Consider the following 23,532-nt stretch of genomic DNA (forward strand, 5'->3'; position numbering starts at 1 on the left):
CTCCGGTAACGTCTTACTCTCCGCCATCGCTCCCGATGACAGACGACGGTTGCCAACGATAATACAGAACCTGATACAGGGATTCGAACGCCTGCCTGGAATCCTCCTCATCAACGGGCACCGGCTGATAGGTAAACAGTGACGGGCTTTCTGAGTCTCCCGCCGGTGACTGCGATCCGGCGGCGCCGGACGGTTGCTCACCGGCGCTCTCGGGGCCGGCTTCCGATTCTGGCGCGGCCGACGGCTGACTCGATGACGACGGAACTTCGCGCGGAGCTTCAGATGGAACAGACGGATTCTCCGTTCCCAGGGAGACGAATCTCGGATTGAGGGCAATGTATTCCTTGAGCTGATCCAGCTCGCCGGAAAAAGCGACTCTCAGAGTCAACTGGTCATCCCGGACCCGGTGGGCACCTACACTGACCACCGGCGTCAGCCCTCCGAGAATCTGGTTGATCCTGGCATAGTCCTCCAGCGAGCTCACACCGCGCACCACAATATCGACTTGCGGGGATTCGCCAACTTCTGCAGCGTCGACGGCATAGCGGCTGGCGTAAAGCTCGGCCCAGCGATTAATCATCGCCTCGGCCAGGGCGTCACGGGTCGGAGCTGTTACCGATTCCTCGCCCGCATTCATCGACATGCCATCAAAAACCCAACCGGCACGCCACTGATCACCATTGCGACTGACCCGAACCAATGCCAGCACATCGTGCTCCAGGTCACTCGATGCCGCCTTCACCCGGCCAATAAACTGGCCCCAGATGTCTGACAAAAGTTCCCGATCCGTGGTGAAACCTGCGGGAGGCAGCGCCACCGGCAACCCCCGCTTTCTGGCTGCCGCGTCAAAGGCGGCCTTCCAGGTTCCGCTGGTTTCCTGGGTGCCCGTCGTAGCCCCCTGCGTACCGTCGGTTACCAGGGTGCGGGAGCCCCGCTCCTCGGCCGCAATCCACGCCAGCGTCAGGGGACGGTTGGCGCCCCATACCGGCGCATTGATGGAGGCCAGGGCCCGGTTTACACCTACCGCGCCGAAAGACATGTCCAGGACACTCTGGCCAGAGTCGTCCCGGGCTACCTGATAAGAAAGCAGCAAGGATTCAGCGTCGGATAGCAGCGCTTCGACACCCTCTATGGACAGCACATCCTGGGTGCCCGAGACACGAACCAGAACCTGGCTCAAACCGTCTGAATAGCCTTCAGCCAGCTGACCCGGGGAGGAACCGGCCACCGGCACCCTGGCAGAATAAAGGCCGGATACCGTTACCGCCGCCGCCGGGCCGGAAATCCCCCCCAGCAGAAACGTGAACAACACAAACACCCACGCTGCCGATACTGAAGTATGTGCCGGCTTTTGTCCTGATACTGACATGAAACACCCTGCAGTTCGCATGAATGGCGCATAGGATACACCATGGCCCAGAGCGTGAGTAGCGGCGCCGGGTTGCAGAAAAGCAATATACATTTGGAGCGCCACACTCCACCTGTTAAAATCCGGCGCCTGACCCACTGGCCAACGGTTAAGTACACCATGAGCGAACAGAAGCCCTCCCTGACCTACCGCGATGCTGGCGTTGATATCGACGCCGGCAATGAACTCGTCAGCCGTATCAAGGAAACCGCAGCGCGCACCCGCCGCCCGGAGGTTCTGGGTGGCCTCGGCGGATTCGGCGCCATGGTCTCGATTCCTGCCGGCTACAATGAGCCGGTTCTGGTTTCCGGCACCGACGGGGTAGGCACCAAACTGAGACTGGCGATGCAGCTGAACAAGCACGACAGCATTGGCATTGATCTGGTCGCCATGTGTGTAAACGATCTGGTTGTCGGCGGCGCAGAACCCCTGTTTTTTCTGGATTACTACGCCACCGGCAAACTCAATGTCGACGTTGCCGCCCAGGTGGTCGCAGGAATCGGTGAAGGTTGCGAACAGGCAGGCTGTGCACTGGTAGGCGGTGAGACTGCTGAAATGCCAGGCATGTATGAGGGTGATGACTACGACCTGGCCGGTTTCTGTGTCGGTGTTGCCGAGCGCAGTGAAATCATTGACGGCAGCCGGGTTCAGTCCGGCGACGTGCTTATCGCCCTGGGGTCGTCCGGTCCGCACTCGAACGGCTACTCGCTGATTCGTAAAATCCTGGAAGTCAGCAGTGCCGATCTGAGTCAACCCATGGGCGAGACCACCCTGGCCAACGCCCTGATGGCGCCCACCCGGATTTACGTGAAAAATCTCCTGCAACTTATTCGCGAAGTAGACGTGCGTGCACTCTCCCATATCACCGGCGGTGGACTGCCAGAGAACATTCCCCGGGTACTGCCGAAGGGCAGCGTGGCCGCAATCGATACGGCGAGCTGGAAACTGCCACCTGTGTTCCAGTGGCTCAAGGATAATGGCGGCGTGGCCAGCGAGGAGATGTACCGAACCTTTAACTGCGGCATCGGCATGATCGTCTGCGTACCTGCAAACCAGAAGGAGCTGGCTCTGGATACCCTCAAAGCACTGGGCGAACATGCTTGGCAGGTCGGCATCATGGAAAGTGCAGCCAGCGAAGATGCAGATGCGTCCGTTCGCTACGCTCCCGGACTTCTGTCGACATGAAGGCAGATCAGACCCCATTGCCGAGAATCCTGGTGCTGGCCTCTGGCAGCGGCACCAACCTGCAGGCGTTGATTGACGCGAGCCGTGAACGGGAATTCCCCGGACAGATTGTTGCTGTAGGCTGTAATCAGCCAGGGGCTTTTGCCCTGGAGCGTGCAGCTCAGGCCAACATTGAAACCTTTGTGGTAAACCACAAGAATTTCGGCTCCCGGGAAGAGTTTGATGCATCCCTTATGGCAGAGATTCTCCGCCATAACCCGGATCTGATCGTGCTGGCCGGTTTCATGCGGATCCTGACCACCGATTTCGTCCGGGCCTTCCGGGGCAAGATGCTCAACATCCACCCTTCTCTGCTGCCAAAATATACCGGCCTGAAGACCCATCAAAGAGCGCTGGAAGCCGGCGACAACGTACATGGGGTCTCCATCCATTTCGTGACAGAGGAACTGGACGGCGGACCGGTTATCGCCCAGGCAGAGGTGTCTATTGCCCCAGACGACACCCCGGAATCCCTGGCGGAGAAAGTTAAGGAAAAGGAGCACGTCCTTTATCCCATCGTGGTCCGGTGGTTCTGTGAGGGTCGGGTTCAGCTGGGCAGCGACTATGTCATGTTTGACGGCAAACCCCTGAGCGCACCCATGCGCCTGCCTGATAACTGACCAATCGCCTGAACGAATTGTCATCTCCGCACCCAACCCGAGCAGCTACACTGTCGCGATCGATGACGGATTTTTGTTCGGGTTTAACTATATGCACTCAGTAATAGTCTCCAAACTCCGGGGCACAGCATTGCTGCTCTGCCTCGGCATTCTGGCAGGCCCTGTCCTGGCGGAGACGGACACCGGGCTCACACCCTTTGAGGCCAGCTACACAGCAGCCATGGAAAAAGGTATCTCCCTCAATGGCACCGCAAAACGGACTCTGACATCTCAGGGCAACGACATCTGGCTATACCGAACCGATGTGAATTCCTTTATCGCAGACATTGATGAATCCCTGATCCTCAGATGGGAGAACGGCCGGGTCGTTCCGATGAAGTACCGCTACCACCTTTCCGGCTTTCTGATAAAGGACCGGAAACATTCAATCGATTTCGACTGGCCGGCAGGTGTGGCCACCGGAGAGTACAAGGGCAAGCCCTTTGAAGTCGAACTGGAAGATGGTGTGCTGGATCCGCTCGGTTATCAGCTCCAGCTGCACCAGGATATCCGGGACGGGAAGCGTGACATGACCTACAAGGTCATTGATGGCCGGTCCATTGATGAGGAAACCTTTGCAGTCATAAACGGTGAGCAAATAAGCACCGGCGGCGACCGCACTGGTACCCTGAAAGCGGAAAAGGTCCGTAAGGACTCCAAGCGCCAGACCCTGATGTGGTTTTCACCCGAGAAGGATTTCCTTCTCGTGCGACTACTTCAGGTGGAACCGGACGGCAGCACCTACGAGCTGAAATTGAAAGAGGCGGATTTCGGCCCCTAGATTTCGCGCCCAGCCTCACGCCAGACTGCTTTGACTTCATCTGCGATGATTCGCAAACCCTCGGCAACCCGCTCATCATCCTGGGAATAAGTAACCCGCAGGCACTCGTGCCGGTGCTTCCAGTCATCCTCCGGCAGTCCCGGAAAGAAATAATGGCCGGAAACGACCAGCACGCCACGGGCTTTCAGCCTCTGGTACAGCGCCAGGCTGGTAATCGGCAGATCCGGGAACCACAACCAGAGAAACATCGCACCCTCCGGCTTGTGGATATACCAACGGCAACTGTCCTCACCCATGGCATCCCGGAAAACGGCCACCGCCTTCTGCATTTTCGCCTTATAGAATGGGCATACCACTTCCCGACTCAAAGACAGGATCTCGCCCGAGCGCACGAGGGGCTCCGCCAGCATAGCTCCGAAACTGCCCGTGGCCAGATTCATGATGGCGTTGATTCCCGAAAGTGCCTTAATGATCGGCTCAGCCGCAATCACAATACCCGTCCGCGCCGCCGGCAGGCCCAATTTCGACAGGCTCAGACAAAGGATAATCTGCTCGTTCCAGGTGGGCGTTGCATCTACGAACAACAGATTCGGAAATGGCGTGCCATAGGCCCCGTCAACAATCAGGGGCACGTCGTGCTCGCGGGCCAACTGTTCCAAGCGCGCCAACTCTTCGTCGGTGACCACGTTGCCAGTTGGGTTGGTGGGCCGCGACACGCAGATGGCGCCAGTCTCGCCAGTTACTTCCACGGCATCGAAATCCACCCGGTACTTGAATTCGTGGGCATCGGTAAAGGAAATATCCGGCTGAACCGCGTGGAACAGGCCAGGTTCGATGCCGGCGTCCGCGTAACCGATGTATTCCGGTGCCAGTGGCAACAGAATATGCTTGCGCTGGCCCTCACCGTAGTCGCCTCCAAACATGTTGAACAGCATGAAGAAGGCTGCCTGACTGCCATTGGTAAGCGCGATGTTATCGGGCTTCAGGCCCCAGTCATACTCGCGGTTCAGCATCTCGGCTAGGGAGGCGATAAACTGCTTTTCACCCTGGGGTGGATCGTAAATGCCCACCAGACGCCGAACATCCCCTTCATTGCGGCTCATGTCAGCCAGAATTTCCTGCACTCGCTGCTGGATCTCGGGAATGTGGCCGGGGTTACCACCACCCATCATGATCATCTCGTCCCCGGATGCCATGGCATTACCGAGGTCATCCATCAGGGACGTGATACCGGCATCGGCGGTAAATTTTCGACCAAAAGCAGAGAGTTTCATGAGGTAAATTCCATCTGACCAGTGCTGACAACAATAAATGACACTGAAAGTGTAGCTCGCCCGCGGGCTGTTCAATTATTCGTTGAGGGAGATGCCCAGGTTGCTGACGCCGTCGTTGCCAGCCTCTTCCCGCAGGCGAGCCACGAATTGATCGGTGGGCGTGCGCTGGCGTTTGAGGTCAAGCACCAGTTCACGCTGGAAGGCCTTGTCGTCTTTCATCAGGGGGTGTTGATCCAGCAAGCGAACCAACTCATCTTCGTCGAGATCCTCACCCTCGGAGAGTTCAATAAAGTTCACCACTGTTGCTGTGGCCATCTGCGAGGCATCTGTTGCCCGGTGTTTGCCCGGGTTCAGGCGACTGAGCAAAGCCTGCTCCAGCAACTGACAGAAGTCGAAAGCCGGATACACGCCGTAGGCATCGTAGGCATTCACATCCGGAGACAGGGCTTCCAGCTTTGCCAGCAGTTGGGGGATCGCGGACTCCGAAACATCTTTCTGGAGCAGGTCCCAGGCCAGGTCCAGCAGCTGGCGCATTTTGGCCCCGGTTTTCAGGTCAACGGCGTCTGCGAACAAGGCATAGTTGGGGAATGAGCGCTCAGCCAGAGCGAGCAGGAAGGCGCATTCGCGCCAGCCCTGCAACTGTGAGACTGCTTTGAGGAACTGGTTGGCGTTCATGTCTTGGGCAGGGTTACGCCGGTCTGGCCGAAGTATTTTCCACCCCGGTCTTTATAGCTGGTCTCGCAGATCTCGTCGGATTCGAAGAACAGCATCTGGGCCACGCCCTCGTTGGCGTAGATTTTGGCCGGCAAGTTGGTGGTGTTGGAAAACTCCAGGGTAACCTGGCCTTCCCACTCGGGCTCAAGCGGGGTGACGTTGACGATGATCCCGCAACGAGCGTAGGTGGATTTGCCGAGGCAGATGGTGAGTACGCTGCGCGGGATACGGAAGTATTCCACGGTGCGGGCCAGGGCAAAGGAGTTCGGCGGGATGATGCAGACGTCGCCGGTGTAGTTGACGAAGCTGTTTTCGTCGAAGTTCTTGGGGTCCACGGTGGCGGAGTGGACGTTGGTGAAGATTTTGAATTCGTTGCTGCAGCGTACGTCGTAACCGTAGCTGGAGGTGCCGTAGGAGATCACGCGGCCTTTTTCAGTTTCACGAACCTGTCCGCTCTCGAACGGTTCGATCATGCCGTTTTCTTCGGACATCCGGCGAATCCACTTGTCGGCTTTGATGCTCATTGGCGAAGTCTCGTAATCACTGGGAAAAATTGAGGCGTAGTTTACCTGTTCCCTGGAAGTCTGTCGAAGCTTCACGGGCTTACTTCTCCGCCTCAACTCAGAGACTGCACTCCTTGGACCTTGGGGGCTGCGGTCACAGCAAAGGTCGTCCAAAAACCGCTACGAGCACGTCCATGTGCGCTTTTTTCCGGCCATCCTTGGCCTCCAAAATTTTTGGACGACCTTTCCCGCGCCCGCGAACAGACTTTGGTAGTTGCCGTCCCGGGAGTGTCAGCTAGTGCTCGGTTACTGAAACGCTTGAAATCGAACCGCTGAGATTGTGCTCCCGGGTGGACAGTTCAGCCCCTACCCTTCTGGCGATATCCCGGTAGCGGCGGGCAACTTCGGAGTCCGGTTCTGCGACTACGGAGGGGGTGCCGCCGTCGGTCTGTTCGCGGATGGTCATGTGCAGCGGCAGTTGGCCGAGGAGTGTGGTGCCGTATTCTTCGGCGATGCGGGCGCCGCCGCCGTGGCCGAACAGGGGTTCTTCGTGGCCGCAGTTGCTGCAGATGTGGACACTCATGTTTTCGACCACACCCAGTACCGGGATGTCGACTTTGCGGAACATTTCGATGCCTTTTTTACCGTCCAGCAACGCGATGTCCTGGGGGGTGGTCACGATGACGGCGCCGGTGACTGGGACTTTCTGGGCCAGGGTGAGCTGGATGTCGCCGGTGCCCGGGGGCATGTCGATGATGAGGTAGTCGAGTTCATTCCAGAGGGTCTGTTGCAGCAGTTGCATCACGGCGCCGCTAACCATGGGGCCGCGCCAGACCATGGGGGTTTTGTCGGTAACGACGAAAGCCATGGAGTTGGCCTGCAATCCGTGGGCTTCCATAGGGACAAAGTATTTGTTTTCGCGGGTGTCGGGGCGTTTGCCTTCGGGTACACCGAGCATCATGCCGATGCTGGGGCCGTAGATGTCGGCGTCCAGGATGCCCACTCTGGCACCTTCAGCTTGCAACGCCAGGGCGAGGTTGACGGCGGTGGTGGATTTGCCGACACCGCCTTTGCCAGAGGCAACGGCGATGATGTTTTTCACGCCGGGTACTGATGGCAGGTCTTTTTGAACCTTGTAGGAGTGGATCTTCTGGCCTACGTGAACGTCGGCACTCTCTACCCCATCGACAAACTCCAGCGCGTTGGTCACGATTTCCTTCAGGGCGCCGGCGATGCCTTTTGAGGGGTACGGCAGCTCGACCATGAGGGTCACTTTTCCGCTGTCGTCCGCGTTCAGGGATTTTACAGCACCCAGTTCGTAGAGGTCCTTGCCGAGATACGGGTCGCGGTATTCGCGTACCGCTGTCTGCAGGGCCTGCTCTGAAATCTGTGTCATCGGGTTCTCCGGAATAAGCTAATGCGCGATTTTAAGCACGGAAACAGGTGATTCGGATGAAAAATATCTGCCCGGAAGGTATCATCTGTGCCCGTTTCTGACCATATGGGGTCTTTACCTGGCGCAAGCCATTCATTTGGCCGCCAGCGCCCCGTTTTGTCTTTCCAACCCGTGTCAACATAAGGTTCGGACATCACCATGACGCAAGCGAGCAAGCAACAGCGCGATATTCTGGTCACCAGCGCCCTGCCGTACGCCAACGGCCCCATTCACCTGGGCCACCTGCTGGAATACATTCAGACGGATATCTGGGTGCGCTATCAGAAAATGCGTGGCCAGAACTGTTACTACGTTTGCGCCGACGATGCCCACGGCACAGCTATTATGCTCCGCGCCGAGCGGGAAGGCATTACTTCCGAGCAGCTGATTGATCGTATCCGTGAGGAGCATCAGGAAGATTTCAGCGGTTTCCACATCAGCTTTGACAACTACTACACCACGCACTCAGAGGAAAACCGTCAGTTCTCTGAGTACATCTACCGCCAGTTGCAGGAAAACGGGCACATCGCCACGCGCAAGATCACCCAGTCCTACGACCCGGAAAAGAACATGTTCCTGGCGGACCGGTTTATCAAGGGCACCTGTCCGAAGTGCAAGACCGAGGACCAGTACGGTGACAACTGTGAAGCCTGCGGCGCGACCTACACGCCGGCGGAGCTGATCAACCCGCGTTCGGCGGTGTCCGGGGCCACGCCGATTGAGAAAGAGTCCGAGCACTATTTCTTCAAGCTGCCTGATTTCGCTGACTTCCTGGCAAAATGGACCCGCAGCGGCACATTGCAGCCACAGGTAGCGAACAAGCTGGCCGAGTGGCTGGATGCCGGGCTGCAGGAATGGGATATCAGTCGTGATGCCCCCTACTTCGGCTTCGAGATTCCGGATGCGCCGGGGAAATACTTCTATGTCTGGCTCGATGCCCCGATCGGCTACCTGGCCAGCTTCAAGAATCTTTGTAATCGGGTAGGCATCGATTTCGAGCACTTCTGGAAGGCCGACTCCACCGCCGAGGTGTATCACTTCATCGGCAAGGACATCATCAACTTCCACGCCCTGTTCTGGCCGTCCATGCTTCACGATGCCGGTTTCCGAACGCCAACGGCGGTCTGGGCCCACGGCTTTGTGACGGTGAACGGCAAGAAAATGTCCAAGTCCCGGGGCACCTTCATCATGGCCCGCACCTATCTGGACCATCTGAATCCGGAATACCTGCGGTACTATTTCGCGGCCAAGCTGACCGGCAGCGTGGATGACATGGACCTGAATCTGGAAGATTTTGCTGCCCGGGTGAACTCGGATCTGGTGGGCAAAGTCGTGAACATTGCCAGTCGTAGCGCCGGTTTTATCACCAAGCGGTTTGACGGCCAGCTGGGCCAGATCACCGAACACGACAAGCTGAAGGAGTTTGTCGATGCCGGCCAGCAGATCGAGGAATTCTACGAAGCCCGTGAATTCGGCCGAGCCATGCGCCGGGTCATGGAACTGGCGGACATTGCCAATCAGTACGTCAATGACGAACAGCCCTGGGTAATCGCGAAACAGGAAGGCCAGGATGAAAAGTTGCAGGCGATCTGCACTAATGCCCTCAACATGTTCCACCTGCTGATGACCTACCTGGCACCGGTGCTACCGGAGACCGCAAAGGCGGCAGAAACGTTCCTGAACGCGAAGCTGGACTGGAACAACCGTGGTCAGCGCCTCGAGAACCATGGTATCGACAAGTTCAAGCCACTGATGAATCGGGTGGACATGGCCCAGATCGAGAAGATGCTGGACGCCTCAAAAGAGGAATTGCCCGCAGCGACTGGCAAGCCGGCGTCTGGCGCCAATCTTGAGCCGATTGCCGACGAGATAGAATTCGGGGATTTCGCGAAAGTGGACCTCCGGATTGTTAAAATAGTGAAAGCAGAACATGTTGAAGGGGCAGACAAGCTTCTTCGCCTCACTCTTGACGTGGGGCATGGCGAACGCAACGTGTTTGCTGGTATCAAGTCTGCCTACAAACCGGAAGATCTTGAGGGGCGGCTGACGGTGATGGTTGCCAACCTCAAGCCCCGGAAAATGAAGTTCGGCATGTCCGAGGGCATGGTTCTGGCCGCGGGGCCGGGTGGCAAGGATATCTTTATTCTGTCTCCCGATTCCGGGGCCACGCCCGGCATGCGGATCATGTAACGGCCGGCAGCCGGGTCAATGGAGCAAGGTAAATGACCGAATACCTACTGATTCTGGTCAGCACCATTCTGGTGAACAACTTTGTGCTGGTTCAGTTCCTGGGACTGTGCCCGTTCATGGGCGTTTCGGGAAAACTGGAAACGGCGATGGGCATGTCCCTGGCCACCACGTTCGTGCTGACGCTGGCCTCGGTTTGCAGCTACCTTGCCTACACCTACCTGCTGGCCCCCCTGGACCTGGCGTTTCTCCGAACCATCACCTTTATCCTGGTAATTGCCGTGGTGGTCCAGTTCACGGAAATGGTGGTGCGCAAGACCAGCCCCTTGCTCTACCGGGTGCTGGGCATTTTCCTCCCCCTGATCACCACAAACTGCGCGGTGCTTGGGGTCGCTCTCCTGAACATCAACAAGAACAACAACTTCGTTGAGTCGGTTTTGTACGGTTTTGGCGCAGCGGCCGGCTTCTCCCTGGTCCTGGTCCTGTTTGCCGCCATGCGTGAACGCATCGCCGTCTCTGACGTTCCGGTTGCGTTTCGCGGGGCCGCGATCGGGCTGGTTACGGCCGGGCTGATGTCACTGGCGTTCCTGGGTTTTAGTGGCCTGGTCAGCGTTTGACAGGGTAGCTGAATTAGGAGTAGCAGTTTATGTGGACAAGCGTTCTCGTTGCCGTGTTGGTTCTTCTGGCCCTGGCCGTTGTGTTCGGAGGTTTGCTGGGCTTTGCCGCTGAACGCTTCAAGGTAGAAGGCAATCCGCTGGTTGACCAGATTGATGCGCTCCTGCCACAGACCCAGTGCGGGCAGTGTGGTTATCCGGGTTGCCGGCCCTATGCAGAATCCATCGCAGAGGGCGGCCCGATTAACAAGTGCCCTCCCGGTGGTGAATCGACCATCAAGGCCCTTGCCGATCTGCTGGATGTTGAGCCGGAACCCCTGGACGCGGAGCATGGCGTTGAGCAGGTCAAGCGGGTTGCGGTCATCCGGGAGGACGAGTGTATCGGCTGCACCAAGTGCATTCAGGCCTGCCCGGTAGATGCCATTCTCGGCGCCGCCAAACATATGCACACCGTTATTGAAAGCGAATGCACCGGCTGCGACCTCTGCGTGGAGCCCTGCCCGGTCGATTGTATCGACATGGTGACCGTTGAACCGGATATCCGTACCTGGACATGGACGCCGCCAACCTCGGGACTCATCGCCACCGACCGCCAGGGAGCCAGCGCCTGATGACACACCTGTGGGACTTTCCCGGTGGCATTCATCCGCCGCAGCACAAAGACTTCTCAACGGCTCGCCCTATTCGCCACACCGGAATTCCCGAGCGGCTGATTTTACCGCTTCAGCAGCACATCGGCGACCCGGCCGAAGCAATTGTTGAGGTCGGTGAACGGGTTCTGAAAGGGCAAATAATCGCGGATGTTAAAACCGGAATGGGCGTAGCCGTTCATGCACCGACATCCGGCCTGATCGAGAGCATTTCGGAACACCCCGTTCCCCACCCATCGGGAATGGCGGACTGGTGCATAACACTCAAGCCGGATGGCGAAGACCAATGGTGCTCCCGCAACCCGGTGACTGACTATCGCGCCCTCGACCGTGACCAGGTCCTTGAGATTATCCGGAATGCCGGCATTTCCGGTATGGGCGGCGCCGGGTTTCCCACCAACATCAAGCTCCGGCCACCCCGGGACCGCAAGGTAAGCACCCTGATTCTGAACGGCGCTGAGTGCGAGCCCTACATTACGGCCGATGACATGACCATGCGGGAAAAAGCCGATGATGTTGTTGCCGGCCTGAAGGTTATGGCGTGGATTCTTCGTCCGGAACGCTGCGTCATTGGTATTGAAGACAACAAGCCGGAAGCCATTGCGGCGATGCGCAAGGCAACCGAGGGCACCCAGACTGAAATTGCGGTTATTCCGACCAAGTATCCGTCCGGTGGTGAGAAACAGCTGATCCAGATACTGACTGGCATGGAAGTGCCCAGCGGCGGTATTCCAGCTGATATCGGAGTTATGTGCCAGAACATCGGAACCGCCGTTGCCGTGGCGCAGGCCGTGCTTGGAGGTTCACCACTGATTTCGCGGATCGTTACTATTACCGGCGAAGCCGTGCGCGAACCGGGCAATTTCGAGGTGTTAATTGGCACGCCGATCGAGTATCTGCTCGAACAGGCCGGTATTCAACTGGACAAGCTCAGCCGTCTGGTGCTCGGCGGCCCGATGATGGGCTATACGCTTACAACCGAAGCCATTCCGGTCATTAAAACCACCAATTGCGTCATCGCGGCGACGGCCAGTGAGTTACCGGCTCCACCACCGGAACAACCCTGTATCCGATGCGGACAGTGCGCCGAAGCCTGCCCCATGGAGTTATTACCACAGCAGCTGTTCTGGTACGCCAAAGCCACCGAATTTGAAAAGGCAGAGCACCTGAACCTGTTCGACTGCATCGAATGCGGAGCCTGCTCCTACGTATGCCCGAGCTCGATCCCGCTGGTGCAGTACTACCGCTTCGCCAAAGGCGAAATTCGTGTTCAGCGGGCAGAACAGCTGAAAGCGGACCACGCCCGGGAGCGCTTCGAAGCTCGCCAGGCCCGCCTGGAGCGGGAGCGGGAAGAGAAAGAACTGAGGCGCAAAGAACGGGCAAGAGCTGCGGCCGAAGCCCAGGAAAAGAAACAAGCCGAAGCGGAGAAAGCCGCAGCAGAGGGAGAGGCCGTTGATGAACGCTCTGCCAAAGCCGCTCTGGTCGAGCAGGCCCTGGCACGCAAGAAGGCAAAAACCGAGGCATCCCAGCCGCCACCCGCAGCCGACATAACTGAAGAAAAGCCGGATATTGAATCTCTGGAAAAGCAGCTGAGCCAGGCCCAATCCAAACTGGAAACCATGCAGGGAATGCTTGACGAAGCGAAAGCGCAACAGGCCGACAACGTGGAGAAGCTTGAGCGTGCAGTAGCAAAGAACCATGACCGGGTGAAGCGAGCCGAAGAGGCGCTGACTGAAGCCCGAAACAAACTGGCCACCCGGCCAGCCGAATCCCAGTCCACCCACTAACGGAATCAGGCTCGACACACATGGCGTTTGTTCAGCAGTCTTCACCCCATGCCCACAAGGCCCGACCGACATCCCGCGTGATGTTGTGGGTGATGGTTGCGGCGTTGCCCGGTCTGTTTGCCCAGACCCTGTTTTTCGGCTGGGGCAACCTCATTAATGTGGTCTTCTGCATCACAATCGCCGTTCTTTCCGAAGCCGCCCTGCTCCGGCTCCGGAAAAAACCGGTGGCCTTCGTTATCAGGGACAACACGGCGGCGGTAACCGGTTTATTACTTGGCCTCTCCTTGCCCCAGTTTGCCCCCTGGTGGGTTTCAATGGTGGCTGTCATTTCCGCCATTGTTGTCGCCAAGCAGCTTTACGGCGGGCTTGGTTCTAACCCGTTCAACCCAGCCATGGTCGGTTATGCGCTGGTACTGGTGTCGTTTCCGGTGGCCATGACCACCAACTGGGCAGAACCAGCCATGCTCTGGGACGGCGCTCCGGGCTTCAGCGAAACCCTGGCAACCATCGCCTCGGGCCAGCAAACAGCTGTAGATGGCTGGACTATGGCAACACCCCTTGATGAGTACAAACACAAGATCGCCAGCCACACCTCGGCCGAGGTGCTGACCCACCCTACCTTTGGTGACGGCATAGCCAAGGGCTGGGAATGGGTGAATGCCGCCTTTCTCGCTGGCGGCCTCTTACTGATCGGCCTTCGAATTATCAGTTGGCACATTCCAGCCGGATTTCTGGGCGGCCTTATCGTCATGAGCCTGGCGTTTGGCAACAATGCAGACCTGTATGCGCCGGTATCACTTCACCTGCTGGCTGGCGGTACCATGCTCGGTGCCTTTTTTATTGCCACCGACCCGGTCTCTGCGGCTACCAGCCATCAGGGAAAACTGATTTACGGGGCGGGAATCGGTATTCTGATCTATCTGATCCGTACCTGGGGCAACTATCCCGACGCCGTTGCTTTCAGCGTTCTGCTGATGAACTTTGCCGTGCCATTTATTGATCACTACACACCACCGCGGACTTACGGCCATCACAAGGCCCGCCGGGGTGTACCGGGCAATCAGGGGTAATCCATGGCCGCCATAGCACAGTCCATGCGTCGCAGTGCCATCGGCCTCGGCTTGTTCGCTATCATCACCGGTGGCACCATTGCAGTGACTCAGGTAGCCACTGAAGAACGAATTAAAGAGCAGGCAGCGCAGGCCGAAGCACAGGCATTGTTCGAGATCATTCCCGAAAGTCGGCACACCAATGACCTGCTCAAGGATACCGTACAGCTTCCGGCCAGTAAGCGGCTGGCCCAGCCCGGCGCTCTGACAGTCTGGGTTGCCCGGAAGGATGGCCAGCCAGTCGGAATGATCATGCCCATTGTTGCGCCCGACGGTTATTCCGGGAAAATCCGTCTGCTGGTTGGTGTGGATATGCAGGGGACCATCCTTGGCGTCCGGGTAACCAGCCACCGGGAGACCCCAGGGTTGGGTGACCGTATCGAGACCAAAAAATCGAACTGGATCAAAAGCTTCGAAGGTCGCTCCCTGGGCCAGCCACCCCACAGGGAGTGGAACGTAAAAAAGAACGGCGGCGAATTTGACCAGTTCACCGGTGCCACGATCACTCCGCGAGCCGTGGTAAAGGCTGTTCAGAAAGCACTGATCTATTTTCGAGAGAATCGCCAGGTTATTCGGCAGCGTCTCAATGAGACGCCGTCTCCAAGGAGCGAAGCCCTCAAACCGGAAGCGATTGCCAGCGAATTGTCCAACACGGAGCATTCCTGATCATGGCGACCAAATCTTCCAGCGAAATTATCCGCGACGGCCTCTGGGACAATAACCCTGCACTGGTGCAGGTTCTCGGCCTGTGCCCTTTGCTGGCCGTTACCAGTACCGTTGTCAATGCCATTGGTCTTGGCGTAGCAACACTGATGGTGCTTATGGGCTCCAACCTTGCCGTTTCACTGATTCGCAACTTTGTCAGTGAGTCCGTGCGCTTGCCGGCTTTTGTCATGATCATCGCCTCTTTCGTAACCTGCGCCGAACTGTTGATGCAGGCGTTCACCTACGAGCTCTACCAGATACTGGGCATTTTCATACCGCTGATCGTGACCAACTGCTCGATTCTGGGCCGGGCCGATGCCTTTGCCTCCAGAAACCCGCCAGTCCCTGCCCTGCTGGACGGCGCCATGATGGGAACTGGTTTTCTCGCAGTCCTGGTGGTTCTGGGTGGCATGCGGGAGCTCATCGGCCAGGGTAGCCTGTTTGTGGACATGGACCTGCTGCTCGGCCCCGCCGCTGCTGACTGGGTCGTCCGCCCGTTCGAGGACTACCCGGACATGCTGTTCATGATCCTCCCACCCGGCGCCTTTATTGGCCTTGGAGTGCTGATTGCACTCAAGAACGGCATCGACAACCATCTGAAGGAGCGCCGCAAAGCCAGTGAACCGGCTCCGGTAGCGGCCGGGAGCAAGCGGGTCCGGGTTACCGGGAATGTCTCCTGACTATTTCACCGGACGACTACTTACGGCAGTTGATTGAGCTCTGATGAACAAACAGAAACGCATTGAGATCTTTACCCGGCTGCGGGACGCCAACCCGAACCCGACCACCGAGCTGAACTACTCAAGCCCGTTCGAGTTACTGATTGCAGTCATTTTGTCTGCCCAGGCAACTGACGTTGGCGTGAACAAGGCCACCGATAGACTGTTCCCAGTGGCCAACACACCAGAGGCGATACTGGCCCTGGGCGTTGACGGCCTCAAGGAGTACATAAAAACGATTGGTCTTTTTAACAGCAAGGCCGAAAACGTCATCAAGACCTGTCGCATTCTGATTGAGAAGCACGGTAGCCAGGTGCCTGAAAGCCGGGAAGATCTGGAGGCTCTGCCAGGGGTTGGCCGAAAAACAGCGAATGTGGTTCTGAATACGGCCTTTGGTCACATGGCAATGGCCGTGGACACCCATATCTTCCGGGTCTCGAACCGTACCGGCATCGCGCCGGGTAAGAACGTTCTGGAAGTGGAGCAACGGTTGATGCGGCTGGTGCCGAAGGAGTTTCTGCTGGACGCCCATCACTGGCTGATTCTTCATGGGCGTTATACCTGTACCGCCCGGAAGCCCAGATGCGGGGCCTGCATCATCGAAGACCTCTGCGAGTTCAGGCAGAAACGCGACTACCTTTAAACCAGCGCTGAAATTCGCCAGCAGACGCAAAAAAGCCGGCACAGAGCCGGCTTTGTCTTACCTGTGGGGGATGCGATAATACCTTAACGCAGCCCCAGCATCTTCTCCTTCAGATCCTTCTGGGCGGGCTTATCCGAGAGCCAGATTCCGAACAGGGCTTTTTTGAAAGCGAGGCCACCCACAGTGTCCTTGTGCTCACCGTTCTTGAGGACCTTTACGCCTTCGCCCGGCAAGTAAACCAGATCGAACACATCACCCTCGGTGATCTCTTCCTCGAACACCGCCATGAAGCGATCAACATTGCCCTGGATGGCGGACATATCTCCGTCGGTTGATGCTTCAAACCCTTCCAGCGTTGCCTCTGTCATGCGGTCGCTGGTGATCATGCCAGAGATTATGTGCAAAGTGATGGCCTGTGGCTCATCCGCATTGATAACCGCCTGACCGTCGTTAATGGTCTCCGGTACGTAAAGGCCCCCCACATACAGATCCATGAACCACTTGGAACGGGTGCCTGCACCGTTCAGCTTCAGTTCGGTATCCATCGCCGAGTAGGTGTCCGGGACATCAACACCTTCAACGGTCAGTGCAGAGGCCGGTGCGGACAGCACGGCTGTCATCATTAGGGAGGCAAAGCCAGTTGCAAGAGCCTTCTTCATAGTCCTTTCCTTTTCGATCGTTATTATTGACGTGTTTCATTCGTGCACCGGGTTTCGACACCCTTATCCCCGCCCGGTCCCGGCATTCTATCAACGAGACTGGCTGGGAAGGCGCAACCTGGTTCTCATTTGCAGCGATCCTGAAACACAAAAGCCGGTCAGGCTTACCCGGACCGGCTTTTTGCAATCGAACACTCAAAAAGGAACTATTTGAACAGGAGGTTCCCGGACAGACCTTCCTTCTCCAGGATTTCCCGGAGACGGCGGAGCGCCTCAACCTGAATCTGGCGAACACGCTCTCGGGTCAGCCCTATTTCCTGCCCGACTTCTTCCAGTGTGCTCACCGGGTAGCCTCGCAGACCAAACCGGCGGGAAAGCACTTCCTGCTGTTTGTCGCTAAGCTGATCAATCCATTTTTCCAGGCAGGAACACATGTTGTTGTCCTGCAGGAGATCGGCCGGATCAGACGCGCCCTCGTCCGCCACTGTGTCCAGCAGAGATTTCTCGCCTCCGCTGCCAATAGGCGTATCCATTGACGCCACGCGCTCGTTGAGACCCAGCATTCGTTTCACGTCAGCAACCGGTTTGTCCACCATCTTCGCGATTTCTTCCGCCGATGGCTCATGGTCCAGTTTCTGGGTCAGCTCCCGGGCTGCCCGCAGGTAGAGGTTCAGTTCCTTAACAACATGAATCGGCAGACGAATGGTGCGGGTCTGGTTCATGATGGCCCGCTCAATAGTCTGACGAATCCACCAGGTTGCGTAAGTAGAAAAGCGGAACCCACGCTCCGGATCGAACTTTTCAACGGCCCGGATCAAGCCCAGGTTGCCTTCTTCAATCAGGTCCAGCAGGGTCAGGCCGCGGTTCACGTAACGGCGGGCAATCTTGACCACCAGCCGCAGATTACTTTCAATCATCCGCTTGCGGCCGGATTCCTCTCCCTTGCGCGCCAGGCGGGCAAAATAGACTTCTTCTTCAGGAGTCAGGAGTGGTGAAAAACCGATTTCGTTGAGATAAAGCTGAGTGGCATCCAGCTGCTTCTGGCTGGTGAAATAACGCCCCTTGGTAGGAAAATCCTCTTCGACCTCCGCAACCTCTTCGGTTACCTCCTTGTCGACTTTTTCTTCGGCTAACAGCTGATCTTCTGAGTCATCAATATCTGACACACGATCCATGATGATGTCTTCTTGCTCTGCTGACATTTGTCTTGCCCCGCCTCTCAATAATCCTGGATGTTCGCCCGATACTTCTTGTTATTGCGGACGTCTTCGTCTTCATGTTTTTCTTCAGGACATTATGTTGGTCGGCCTGTTACGGCCTTTACCCTTTTTGTTTTTTTGCGAACGCGGTTTGTTTGTCAGTGCCGGGGTATGTGATCAGGCAGCCTGCTATCTGCTCGATTCACTGGCGCGGTGGCAGATAATGGGCTGGATCAACCGGGTTGCCATTTTTTCGGATCTCAAAATGCAATACGGGTCGTTCAGCACCACTGCTACCGAGCTCTGCAATCACCTGCCCGGCTTTCACATCCTCCCCTTCCTGCACCAGAATCTTCCGGTTGTGAGCGTAAGCACTTAAATAGTGCTCGTTGTGATTCACGATAATCAGGTTGCCGTATCCGAGCAACCCGTTGCCGGCGTAAACCACATTTCCCGTGGCTGCGGCTCTTACAGCATCCCCGGCTTGCCCTGCGATATCAATACCTTTATTGACTTTTCCGGATGTTGAATATCCAGCAATTACGGTGCCAACATGCGGCCAGCGCCATTCAATGCGGGCGACAGTCTGGGTCTGGGATCCCAGCGGCGCATCCTCGCGAGGCGCCCTGGTGACCAACGGTTTCGGAGCGGTAGCCGTTGTCTGTCTCGGCGTTGAAACCCGGCCTTGAGTTTTGGATGCTGATGCCGCAGGCCTGCTTGCAGAACCAGTCTGACTGCCAGAAGTTACAGTTCCGCGAAGATCAAGGCGAAGCACCTGCCCCGCTTTCAGGTTCCAGGGAGGGCGTATGCCGTTGGCACTGCCAAGTTCACGATAATCCCGTCCATACCGCCAGGCGATGCTGTATAGGGTCTCACCCGGTTGGACCACGTGACGGCCCCAATAGACCGGAGGGTTGTAGAGATCATCCTGGTAAAGGGCCGAGGTGTTACAACCGGAAAGCAGCAGCAATGCAATCAGTGGAAACAGGGCAGCGGCCGCCAGTGGTTTTTCTTTCAAAGGGCGAGAAGGTTCACAGGCACCGGAAGGGAGCCGCGGCAACGCCTGAAGACCGGCATTGAGTAACCCACGCAAAAATCTCACAGGAATAAAAATGATCCAGTTATGAAAAATCCGTATAAACCACCCAGCCTGTAGAAGCAAATCCTAAAGTTTTAATAGTAACTTGCTAATATATTGCATATTTCCCGATGGAAACCAAGTTACTAACCAGCCATCCCTGTTACCTGTCGAAACACCTGTTTTGTGCATTAGGTAACACTTTCGCACAGTTTTGCCCCACCGCTACCCTGCCTGAGCAACGTTCCGGCTGCGAAAGCCGATCCATTCAACCAGCAAAACAAGCCCGAATCCGGCCAGTGCCATCAACACTGCCAATACTATCTGAGGATCTTGCCCGGCCTGTTCGGCGAATGTCCAGGGCCAGATGCTCGCCTCATTAAGGGGAACTTGTTCACCGGCACTGTTGGTGCGCCAGCTGAGAGTTTCTTTCCAGGGCCAGACTTTATTGAGGGCGCCGATCATGAATCCTGTCAGCAAAGCCAGCACCAGATCATGAAAGTGGTGAAACGCCCAGGTGATCAGGCGCGCAATCGATAACAGACCGACTGCACAGCCCGCCATGAAGATCAGCAAAATACCCAGATCCAGAGACTTGATAGCCGCCAGCACAGGCGAATACATCCCGATAATCACCAGAATAAAGCTGCCGGAAATGCCGGGAAGAATCATGGCACAGATGGCAAGTGCCCCGGCACCGAAGAACGCCAGGCCAGACGGTGAAACCTGCCCCGCAGACAGGGTGGTAATCCACCAGGCAACCACAATACCGGCCAACAGCGGAACCAGAAGCGCCACTTTGTAGTGTCGCACCTGGCGGCCCACATGCCACACCGAGGCAACGATCAGGCCAAAGAAAAAGCTCCAGATGAGGATGGGGTATTCCACCAATACATAACTGATTGCAGAAGCCAGGGTCGCAATACTGATGAGAATGCCCGCCAGCAGGCATACCAGAAAGGTGCCGTCGCAGGCGTGCCAGAACGCCCTGAAATTGCCCCGAAACAGGTGCCGGAAAACTGCAACGGGCGCAGCATTGATGGCTTCCAGCAACCGGAAGTAGATGCCGGTAATAAATGCGATGGTGCCGCCGGACACGCCTGGCACAATATCGGCCGCGCCCATGGCGATACCACGAAGAAAGACCGCCGCTGGATGATGGCTTCGGGACGACTCGGGGCCGGCATTGCTGGATACGGGACTATCCATAACTATCGGACAACCCCTCCGAGCAGAGGAACAAACCGGACAGGCTCTAGCTCCTTGTGGTCAAAACGGTCGCCTCGACGGATTACTTCCACCAGCACCTGACGTTCCTCCCCGACCGGGGCAATCAGAACTCCTCCGTCTGCCAGTTGGGCAAGTAACTCACCAGGTATCTCAATCGGTGCGGCAGTCACGATTATGCCCTCGAACGGGCCACGCTCGGGCCAGCCCATGCCGCCATCGGCATGTTTGAGAAATACATTTCTGGCCTTCAGCTGTCGCAAACGTTCCCGGGCACGGTCCTGAAGCGGTTTGATACGCTCCACACTGTAGATTTCAGAGAACAGGCGCGAGAGCACAGAGGTCTGGTAGCCGGACCCGGTGCCAAGCTCCAAAACCCTTGATGGGCCGTGGGCCAGCATCAGTTCTGTCATTCGAGCCACAATGTAAGGCTGGGAAAGGGTCTGCCCGTAGCCAATTGGCAGCGACGTATCTTCGTAAGCCCGATGGGAAAGGGCTTCATCCAGGAAAATGTGCCGGGGCACCTCCCCCATAATCTCGAGTACTCGGTCTGATTCAATGCCGGCTTCCCTAAGGCGCTGAACCAGGCGCATCCGGGTGCGACGGGAGGTCATCCCGATGCCTTCGATCTGAGCGGTCATCCACGGCCCTCCAGCGCATCCACCCACTCCCTGAGCGGAACCAGTGCCTCATGACGGGTCATGTCAATGTGAACGGGCGTTACCGACACGTAACCTTCGCGAACGGCGTGGAAATCTGTTCCAGGGCCAGCATCACCACCCACCCCGGCGGCGCCGATCCAGTACCGCTCCTTGCCCCGGGGGCAGGTCATCGGAACCGCACCTTCGGCCCGTTCACGATGACCAAGCCTGGTGACACGGATACCGGCCAGCTGCTCCCAAGGCACATCCGGGACATTTACATTGAGGATGGAGCGCGGCCCAAGAACCAGGGGGCGCTCGCTCTCAAGGAGCATCCGGACAACCCTGGCCGCCGTCTGGTAATGAAAATGGCCGTCGTTAACCAGCGAAACGGCAATGGCGGGCAGCCCGAGATGGCGCCCTTCGGTGGCCGCAGCAACGGTACCGGAATAAATAATGTCATCGCCAAGGTTGGCGTGGGTATTGATACCTGAAACCACTCGGTCAAACGGTTGCCGGAACAGGCCGTTTACTGCCAGGTGGACACAGTCCGTCGGCGTTCCATCGACGGAACGAAATCCGTTCGGATGTTCTTCCACGGTCAGGGGGCGATTCAGGGTCAACGCGTTACTGGCACCGCTGTGATCGCGGTCAGGCGCCACTACCTCAAGCTCACCAAGCCCCTTCAATCCCTCGTAGAGGGCAATCAGCCCCGGTGAATGAACGCCGTCATCATTCGACAACAGAATACGCACAGTGTTCTCCGCTAGCCTTGTTGTTCGTTATGTCGGCCGAGGCTCATGTCCTCAAGCTCGAAAATATCGTTCAGAATCGTCGTGGCGTATTGCCCGGGCGAAAGGAAGAACGCCAACTCCAGACAGTCGTCACCCTGCCAGCGCCAAGCAAGATCTTCCGGCCTTGCCGCAAGGGGCCTGCGCTCGGGTTTCATACGGGTAACCGAGAACAGATCCGCCAGCCCGGGCGTCTGCGCCACTATATCCCGCTCCAGGGTTTCCAGCAGGCCGGTGGCCGTGGTACCGCCGTCGCCCCACAGGGGCCCGGTTGCCGAAGCCTCAGCCCAGCTGCCATCCTGGACGCGGGCGGCAAGCACCTCATTGAACAGCCAAGAGCGCGCCGCCGAAAAATACAATACGTTTTTAGCGCCCTCGCTTCCAGCGCGCTTTTTACTTCCGCGACCTTTTCCACCCGATCGGCTACGCCGGTTCAACGCTGACGGATCGATATGGAGAGCCCGCTCCAGGTTGGCGCCATCTCTGCCAAAGCGCTGGGGACCAAAATAGTTGGGAGCGCCGAGCGTGGCCAGCCGCCGCAGGGCGTCATCGATAGCCTGCCTGTCCCCGGAAACATCCCTCAGGGTAATCACGAAACGGTTACCCCGGTGGTCACCGCGACGCAATTTCCGTGCGTCCCGAAAGGCGGATACAACCGGCCAGCGAGAGGACACCTCGTGAATGAGATCCGCATCCTCAGCCTCACGGCCCGGGCGATAGAGGCTGAACCACTGACGGGTGACCGCATGACGATCCTTGAGGCCACAAAAACCCACGTCAAAGCTACGGCAGTTAGCCAGGCGCGACAATTCACGGGCGACAAACTCGGTATTGTCGCCAACTTTCTCCAGCCTCAGGCAGAGGTGCTCGCCGCTGCCCGTGACCTCCGTTGACTCCGAAGCGGTCAGCGGTTCGGCCAACTCCAAAAACTCGTCCACGAAGAAATCCCCGGGTGCCGACTTGAGTTGGGCATGCGCCACACGCGCGCCACCTGAGGTTGGCCAGTCGAGCCTCCAGTGGCTCACGAATCCACCGCTTCAAGCAGGCAAATGGCTTGACAGGCAATGCCCTCACCACGGCCGGTGAAACCAAGTTTTTCCGTTGTTGTTGCCTTGACGCTGACACGGCTGGCGGGAACACCCAGATCCTCAGCAATGTTCAGCCGGATAGCATCGATATGAGGTGCCATTTTCGGTGCCTGGGCGATTACCGTGGTATCGACGTTAACCACACTGAACCCCTCATCACGCACACGGACCATCACCCGGCGCAGCAAATCACGACTGTCTGCCCCCGCCCATTCGTCACTGGTGTCCGGAAAAAAATGGCCAATATCGCCAAGGGCCACTGCACCCAGAAGTGCATCAGACAGTGCGTGCAGCAGTACGTCGCCATCGGAGTGGGCCTTCAGCCCCTGGGAATGCGGAATGTTTACACCACCGATAATGACAGAGTCGCCTTCACAGAAGGCATGGACATCAAAGCCCTGACCAATACGCATAATTTGCTCCGGGAAGCTCGGGAA

Annotated in this window: 24 protein-coding genes; 11 read left to right on the top strand and 13 right to left on the bottom strand. The window is 57.5% G+C overall.

Features of this window, described 5'->3' with window-relative positions; all coding sequences use genetic code 11:
• Positions 1-13: 13 nt before the first annotated feature.
• Entirely contained in the window at positions 14-1,369 is a 1,356-nt protein-coding gene (locus CLH62_RS19840; protein ID WP_099619918.1) for a DUF2066 domain-containing protein, read from the bottom strand.
• A gap of 159 nt (positions 1,370-1,528) precedes the next feature.
• On the opposite strand from CLH62_RS19840, the gene purM reads away from it, so the two are divergent.
• From purM to CLH62_RS19855, 3 genes are all read left to right on the top strand, one after another.
• Complete coding sequence (gene purM, locus CLH62_RS19845) at positions 1,529-2,593, top strand: phosphoribosylformylglycinamidine cyclo-ligase (RefSeq protein WP_099619969.1); 1,065 nt, start codon at positions 1,529-1,531, stop codon at positions 2,591-2,593.
• Entirely contained in the window at positions 2,590-3,252 is a 663-nt protein-coding gene (purN, locus tag CLH62_RS19850) for a phosphoribosylglycinamide formyltransferase (protein WP_099619919.1), read from the top strand. The genes purM and purN overlap by 4 nt, the downstream gene beginning before the upstream one ends.
• 91 nt (positions 3,253-3,343) lie before the next feature.
• Positions 3,344-4,072 (top strand): DUF3108 domain-containing protein, encoded by a 729-nt coding sequence (locus tag CLH62_RS19855; protein WP_099619920.1) that lies wholly within the window; start codon positions 3,344-3,346, stop codon positions 4,070-4,072.
• Here CLH62_RS19855 and CLH62_RS19860 read toward each other — a convergent pair.
• The 4 genes from CLH62_RS19860 to apbC all read right to left on the bottom strand — a co-directional run bounded on the left by CLH62_RS19860 (position 4,069) and on the right by apbC (position 7,959).
• Positions 4,069-5,346, bottom strand: coding sequence for a valine--pyruvate transaminase (locus CLH62_RS19860; protein ID WP_099619921.1), 1,278 nt, complete (start codon positions 5,344-5,346; stop codon positions 4,069-4,071). The genes CLH62_RS19855 and CLH62_RS19860 overlap by 4 nt on opposite strands.
• Before the next feature lie 75 nt (positions 5,347-5,421).
• The gene (locus CLH62_RS19865) at positions 5,422-6,021 is read right to left on the bottom strand and encodes a YjaG family protein (protein ID WP_099619922.1); all 600 of its coding nucleotides are present in this window, start codon (positions 6,019-6,021) and stop codon (positions 5,422-5,424) included.
• Complete coding sequence (gene dcd / locus CLH62_RS19870) at positions 6,018-6,584, bottom strand: dCTP deaminase (RefSeq protein WP_099619970.1); 567 nt, start codon at positions 6,582-6,584, stop codon at positions 6,018-6,020. The genes CLH62_RS19865 and dcd overlap by 4 nt, the downstream gene beginning before the upstream one ends.
• 274 nt (positions 6,585-6,858) lie before the next feature.
• Positions 6,859-7,959, bottom strand: coding sequence for an iron-sulfur cluster carrier protein ApbC (apbC, locus tag CLH62_RS19875; protein WP_099619923.1), 1,101 nt, complete (start codon positions 7,957-7,959; stop codon positions 6,859-6,861).
• 198 nt (positions 7,960-8,157) lie between these two features.
• Between apbC and metG the strand changes: the two genes are divergently transcribed.
• The 8 genes from metG to nth are packed head-to-tail and all read left to right on the top strand — an operon-like array spanning position 8,158 to position 16,412.
• Positions 8,158-10,188 (top strand): methionine--tRNA ligase, encoded by a 2,031-nt coding sequence (gene metG, locus CLH62_RS19880; protein WP_099619924.1) that lies wholly within the window; start codon positions 8,158-8,160, stop codon positions 10,186-10,188.
• Between the two features lie 32 nt (positions 10,189-10,220).
• On the top strand, positions 10,221-10,802 hold the full coding sequence (gene rsxA, locus CLH62_RS19885; protein ID WP_099619925.1) for an electron transport complex subunit RsxA: 582 nt from the start codon (positions 10,221-10,223) through the stop codon (positions 10,800-10,802).
• 29 nt (positions 10,803-10,831) lie between these two features.
• Complete coding sequence (gene rsxB / locus CLH62_RS19890; protein ID WP_099619926.1) at positions 10,832-11,410, top strand: electron transport complex subunit RsxB; 579 nt, start codon at positions 10,832-10,834, stop codon at positions 11,408-11,410.
• Positions 11,410-13,236, top strand: a complete 1,827-nt coding sequence (gene rsxC / locus CLH62_RS19895; RefSeq protein ID WP_099619927.1) for an electron transport complex subunit RsxC — start codon at positions 11,410-11,412, stop codon at positions 13,234-13,236. The genes rsxB and rsxC overlap by 1 nt, the downstream gene beginning before the upstream one ends.
• A 20-nt stretch (positions 13,237-13,256) precedes the next feature.
• Positions 13,257-14,306: an electron transport complex subunit RsxD gene (gene rsxD / locus CLH62_RS19900; RefSeq protein WP_099619928.1), complete on the top strand. Its 1,050-nt coding sequence runs from the start codon at positions 13,257-13,259 to the stop codon at positions 14,304-14,306.
• Positions 14,307-14,309: 3 nt separating this feature from the next.
• The gene (gene rsxG, locus CLH62_RS19905) at positions 14,310-15,011 is read left to right on the top strand and encodes an electron transport complex subunit RsxG (protein WP_099619929.1); all 702 of its coding nucleotides are present in this window, start codon (positions 14,310-14,312) and stop codon (positions 15,009-15,011) included.
• Between the two features lie 2 nt (positions 15,012-15,013).
• On the top strand, positions 15,014-15,730 hold the full coding sequence (locus CLH62_RS19910) for an electron transport complex subunit E (protein ID WP_099619930.1): 717 nt from the start codon (positions 15,014-15,016) through the stop codon (positions 15,728-15,730).
• Positions 15,731-15,773: 43 nt separating this feature from the next.
• A complete protein-coding gene (nth, locus tag CLH62_RS19915) occupies positions 15,774-16,412 on the top strand; it encodes an endonuclease III (RefSeq protein WP_099619931.1) in 639 nt (212 codons plus the stop codon).
• A gap of 83 nt (positions 16,413-16,495) precedes the next feature.
• Here the strand turns inward: nth and CLH62_RS19920 are convergent, their stop codons facing one another.
• From CLH62_RS19920 to ispF, 8 genes are all read right to left on the bottom strand, one after another.
• A complete protein-coding gene (locus CLH62_RS19920) occupies positions 16,496-17,071 on the bottom strand; it encodes a chalcone isomerase family protein (RefSeq protein WP_099619932.1) in 576 nt (191 codons plus the stop codon).
• 206 nt (positions 17,072-17,277) lie between these two features.
• Entirely contained in the window at positions 17,278-18,273 is a 996-nt protein-coding gene (gene rpoS, locus CLH62_RS19925; protein WP_099619933.1) for an RNA polymerase sigma factor RpoS, read from the bottom strand.
• A 199-nt stretch (positions 18,274-18,472) separates the two neighbouring features.
• A complete protein-coding gene (locus tag CLH62_RS19930; RefSeq protein ID WP_228152911.1) occupies positions 18,473-19,288 on the bottom strand; it encodes a peptidoglycan DD-metalloendopeptidase family protein in 816 nt (271 codons plus the stop codon).
• A 285-nt stretch (positions 19,289-19,573) separates the two neighbouring features.
• A complete protein-coding gene (locus CLH62_RS19935) occupies positions 19,574-20,557 on the bottom strand; it encodes a polyprenyl-phosphate transporter (RefSeq protein WP_099619934.1) in 984 nt (327 codons plus the stop codon).
• A gap of 2 nt (positions 20,558-20,559) precedes the next feature.
• Positions 20,560-21,216, bottom strand: coding sequence for a protein-L-isoaspartate(D-aspartate) O-methyltransferase (locus tag CLH62_RS19940; RefSeq protein WP_099619935.1), 657 nt, complete (start codon positions 21,214-21,216; stop codon positions 20,560-20,562).
• Positions 21,213-21,971: a 5'/3'-nucleotidase SurE gene (gene surE, locus CLH62_RS19945; RefSeq protein WP_099619936.1), complete on the bottom strand. Its 759-nt coding sequence runs from the start codon at positions 21,969-21,971 to the stop codon at positions 21,213-21,215. Before surE ends, CLH62_RS19940 begins: the two co-directional genes overlap by 4 nt.
• Positions 21,972-21,982: 11 nt before the next feature.
• Entirely contained in the window at positions 21,983-23,032 is a 1,050-nt protein-coding gene (truD, locus tag CLH62_RS19950) for a tRNA pseudouridine(13) synthase TruD (RefSeq protein WP_099619937.1), read from the bottom strand.
• Positions 23,029-23,508 carry a 2-C-methyl-D-erythritol 2,4-cyclodiphosphate synthase gene (gene ispF / locus CLH62_RS19955; RefSeq protein WP_099619938.1) on the bottom strand — a complete coding sequence of 160 codons (480 nt, stop codon included), beginning with the start codon at positions 23,506-23,508 and terminating at the stop codon, positions 23,029-23,031. Before ispF ends, truD begins: the two co-directional genes overlap by 4 nt.
• Between the last annotated feature and the right edge of the window lie 24 nt (positions 23,509-23,532).

The organism is Marinobacter guineae, assembly GCF_002744735.1.
GTDB lineage: Bacteria > Pseudomonadota > Gammaproteobacteria > Pseudomonadales > Oleiphilaceae > Marinobacter > Marinobacter guineae.

Excerpts from the sequence above, each read along its gene's own strand:
- rsxA (WP_099619925.1), top strand. The coding sequence starts at position 10,221 with ATGACCGAATACCTACTGATTCTGGTCAGCACCATTCTGGTGAACAAC.
- CLH62_RS19920 (WP_099619932.1), bottom strand. The coding sequence starts at position 17,071 with ATGAAGAAGGCTCTTGCAACTGGCTTTGCCTCCCTAATGATGACAGCC.
- rpoS (WP_099619933.1), bottom strand. The coding sequence starts at position 18,273 with ATGTCAGCAGAGCAAGAAGACATCATCATGGATCGTGTGTCAGATATT.
- metG (WP_099619924.1), top strand. The coding sequence starts at position 8,158 with ATGACGCAAGCGAGCAAGCAACAGCGCGATATTCTGGTCACCAGCGCC.
- purM (WP_099619969.1), top strand. The coding sequence starts at position 1,529 with ATGAGCGAACAGAAGCCCTCCCTGACCTACCGCGATGCTGGCGTTGAT.
- ispF (WP_099619938.1), bottom strand. The coding sequence starts at position 23,508 with ATGCGTATTGGTCAGGGCTTTGATGTCCATGCCTTCTGTGAAGGCGAC.
- rsxD (WP_099619928.1), top strand. The coding sequence starts at position 13,257 with ATGGCGTTTGTTCAGCAGTCTTCACCCCATGCCCACAAGGCCCGACCG.
- CLH62_RS19865 (WP_099619922.1), bottom strand. The coding sequence starts at position 6,021 with ATGAACGCCAACCAGTTCCTCAAAGCAGTCTCACAGTTGCAGGGCTGG.
- CLH62_RS19940 (WP_099619935.1), bottom strand. The coding sequence starts at position 21,216 with ATGACCGCTCAGATCGAAGGCATCGGGATGACCTCCCGTCGCACCCGG.
- CLH62_RS19855 (WP_099619920.1), top strand. The coding sequence starts at position 3,344 with ATGCACTCAGTAATAGTCTCCAAACTCCGGGGCACAGCATTGCTGCTC.
- rsxB (WP_099619926.1), top strand. The coding sequence starts at position 10,832 with ATGTGGACAAGCGTTCTCGTTGCCGTGTTGGTTCTTCTGGCCCTGGCC.
- dcd (WP_099619970.1), bottom strand. The coding sequence starts at position 6,584 with ATGAGCATCAAAGCCGACAAGTGGATTCGCCGGATGTCCGAAGAAAAC.
- apbC (WP_099619923.1), bottom strand. The coding sequence starts at position 7,959 with ATGACACAGATTTCAGAGCAGGCCCTGCAGACAGCGGTACGCGAATAC.
- CLH62_RS19910 (WP_099619930.1), top strand. The coding sequence starts at position 15,014 with ATGGCGACCAAATCTTCCAGCGAAATTATCCGCGACGGCCTCTGGGAC.
- CLH62_RS19935 (WP_099619934.1), bottom strand. The coding sequence starts at position 20,557 with ATGGATAGTCCCGTATCCAGCAATGCCGGCCCCGAGTCGTCCCGAAGC.
- purN (WP_099619919.1), top strand. The coding sequence starts at position 2,590 with ATGAAGGCAGATCAGACCCCATTGCCGAGAATCCTGGTGCTGGCCTCT.
- CLH62_RS19860 (WP_099619921.1), bottom strand. The coding sequence starts at position 5,346 with ATGAAACTCTCTGCTTTTGGTCGAAAATTTACCGCCGATGCCGGTATC.
- rsxG (WP_099619929.1), top strand. The coding sequence starts at position 14,310 with ATGGCCGCCATAGCACAGTCCATGCGTCGCAGTGCCATCGGCCTCGGC.
- nth (WP_099619931.1), top strand. The coding sequence starts at position 15,774 with ATGAACAAACAGAAACGCATTGAGATCTTTACCCGGCTGCGGGACGCC.
- CLH62_RS19840 (WP_099619918.1), bottom strand. The coding sequence starts at position 1,369 with ATGTCAGTATCAGGACAAAAGCCGGCACATACTTCAGTATCGGCAGCG.
- rsxC (WP_099619927.1), top strand. The coding sequence starts at position 11,410 with ATGACACACCTGTGGGACTTTCCCGGTGGCATTCATCCGCCGCAGCAC.